The following is a 2,778-nucleotide window of genomic DNA, read 5'->3' on the forward strand; positions in this document are numbered from 1 at the left end:
TAAATTTAAAAAAAATACAATATAAATTAAATCATAATTTTAATATGTTACGATTCCAATAGTATGTTCAGTTGAACATACTATTATTTTATGCTAATTTCAATTCTAACTAAAAATAAAATCTCAACTAAAATTTAATTGCATAATTATAGTATTATGTAAAAGTTGAGATTTGAAAATCGCACAGAATAGCAAAATAACAGCATTCAAAGCTATTTTTTATTAATTTACCTGTCAATTTAATGTGGGGTCATTTTTATTGAGCTTATATAAGTGAAAATTATAGTTGTATTTGATAATTAATTTTCTAAAAATAGAGCTAAAATCCTAATGTTTTGACTACTTTTTTAATTTATGTTCATAAAAAAACGCTATTGAGGTAGGAAAATACTACGTTTATGGTAATATTATAAAGTAGACAAAATATATATTTTGGGAACTTTTATTAAATTGGAGGTTAATTTATGGCTGGAGCAGAAACAATTAAATATTTAGAAAGAGAAGAATTAGAAAGATTATTTAAAACTATAAAGAAGTTGAACGGTAGATATTGGTTAAGAGATTTGCTGTTATTCCGTATTGGATATTGGACTGGATGTAGAATATCTGAACTACTAGAAATGACAGTAGGGGTTTTTAACTCTGGTAACAATCAAATATATTGTCAGAGAAAAAAAGGTGGTATCTCTAATACATTAGTTTTAGATGATACTACAGCTAAGTTACTAAAGAAGTATATAAAAGAAAATGGTTTAGAGCATGATGATTTTATATTTGTAAGTCAGCATGGTGGAGCTATGGATAGAAGAACAGTAGATAAGTTAGTAAAGAAATACTTTGTTGCTGCTAAAATCAAAGATACAACGAAGCATCACTTTCATACGATGCGACATACCAGAGCTGTTTTAATGCTGGAAGATGGTTTTGACATATCAAAGGTGAAGTATGTACTCGGACACAAATCTATCACAAATACAGCTATATACGCTCAACTGACAGCAAATGCTGAAAGAGATATGATGAACACGATGCTAAAAAACGCTAGAAAGAATGGATTTTAAAAATAGGCATATTTTCAATGTCTTGTAGCATATATTTTAGCAGAGCTAAGCAGTAGTTAACTGCGTGTCTGCGTAAAATACCTTAGAAAAAGTATGTTTTCTTATAGATTTAATAGAGATTAGATACTCTAATCTCTATTTTTTTGTTTTTAATAATAAAAGATATAATATATTATAACAAGTTAACCAAAGTTAACCTAGTTTTAATGAGTTAACTGATGTATAACTAGAGTTGGTAAACTAAAAAAGAGCTACTTAGTAGCTCAATTTCGTAATATTTTTGAATATTTAGTTTGGTTTTTGCCTGATTTTAAGGTTTCCAAAAGTTAACTAAAGGTTAACTTAATTGTTGATATATTGTTCTATATCTATTTTAAGATATTTAGAGACAGTGCCTTTTCTAAGACCTGTAATATCAACTATATCCTTATTTCTTTTACCCATTTTAGAGAGTTGTTGGACGAGGATAACATTGTTTAGTTTAAATTGAAGTCTGCCCTGTCCGCCATGCGTATCTGCTCAATGGTCGCTTCATCAACGCCGCACTCACGCAGCAGCTTTTCCTCCGCTTCTTTCCAGATACGCCATTTCCTGTCCTCCCGTCCGTGGTTGTATGCCATTCTTACTTCCTCCAATCAGAATTGATTGAGAGGGCAGAGAAAAGCCCCCTCATCTTCCCAAAGGAAAAAACAAGGGGGCTGAACGCCTTAAATTTTAATTTTCTATTATCTTTCTTAGTTTTATTAGGATTCTGGCTTTGCGTTTGTTTACAACGCTCTGGGTTATGCCCAACCTCGCCCCGACTTCACGCTCGGAAAGTCCGTCAAAAAAGATTGCCTGTATCAGCTCCTGTTCACTATCCGACAGCAAAGGCAGGGCGGCTTTCAGCCTGTCCACCATGACCGCATTGACAACGGTTTCTGCAATGTCCACCGCTTCATCAGTGATAAAGTCCAGAGGATTCCCCTCGCTGTCCGTAAATCCGTCGAGAGATAGCAGTCTATTCTTTGTATCTAATTTTTGCAGATAACGCCACCGTTCCTTGTCACGGTAGAAGTCTGTGTATTGCTCCCTCACGACTTCAAGCAGACAGCCTTGAATGGGGATAAACAGCTTGTCCATATAGGTCTGGTCGGATTCCCTGCAACGGCAGAACTCCGTGTAGGATAATTCCACATAGCCGCCACTTTCTCTGATATATACCTTTCTTGGTGCATATTTCACCATAAATACCTCCCATCTGAATTTTTGAAATGTAAAAAATCCAGATGGAGAGGCGGAGAACGACACCGCATATCAGAAACAGCCCTACGGCACTTTCCAACAAAAATCGACAAAAGAAAAACCGCAAAGGCTCTGTGACCTTTACGGTTATAGGAAATAGTAATTCTATTGTATGGAGATTGTACTTCTACTTTCAAGGTGAGAAGTACCGTTGCACTGGCAGAAATTTTTTTAACTGGTTTCCTGCCGTTCTCTGATATGCTATGTATTGATAAATTTTGCTTCGTATGAGCAGATAGATAACTGCCCGAAAAAAGGACATAAAAAAATCCCTCCAAATTTAAAAACAAATTCAGAGGGTAATTTAGGGTATAACAAAATAACCCACCCGAATATCGTTTTTTTTATTTGGTGAGTTTGTTCTTTCAAATACGAAACAAAAAGAGCCGATGATTCGTGAATTGTTCCACAATTTCATCGGCTCTGCGTCTTA

The 2,778-nt window shown here is 34.4% G+C and carries 3 protein-coding genes; 1 reads left to right on the forward strand and 2 read right to left on the reverse strand.

Annotated elements, in window-relative coordinates; genetic code table 11:
* The first annotated feature begins 464 nt into the window (after positions 1-464).
* Positions 465-1,061 carry a tyrosine-type recombinase/integrase gene (locus J6D32_RS07455; protein WP_287467493.1) on the forward strand — a complete coding sequence of 199 codons (597 nt, stop codon included), beginning with the start codon at positions 465-467 and terminating at the stop codon, positions 1,059-1,061.
* A 476-nt stretch (positions 1,062-1,537) separates the two neighbouring features.
* Here the strand turns inward: J6D32_RS07455 and J6D32_RS07460 are convergent, their stop codons facing one another.
* A complete protein-coding gene (locus J6D32_RS07460) occupies positions 1,538-1,681 on the reverse strand; it encodes a hypothetical protein (RefSeq protein WP_503004038.1) in 144 nt (47 codons plus the stop codon).
* Positions 1,682-1,775: 94 nt separating this feature from the next.
* Positions 1,776-2,288, reverse strand: coding sequence for a sigma-70 family RNA polymerase sigma factor (locus J6D32_RS07465; RefSeq protein ID WP_000241709.1), 513 nt, complete (start codon positions 2,286-2,288; stop codon positions 1,776-1,778).
* Positions 2,289-2,778 lie beyond the last annotated feature (490 nt).

Source organism: Turicibacter sp. (assembly GCF_017941855.1).
Lineage (GTDB): Bacteria > Bacillota_I > Bacilli_A > MOL361 > Turicibacteraceae > Turicibacter > Turicibacter sanguinis.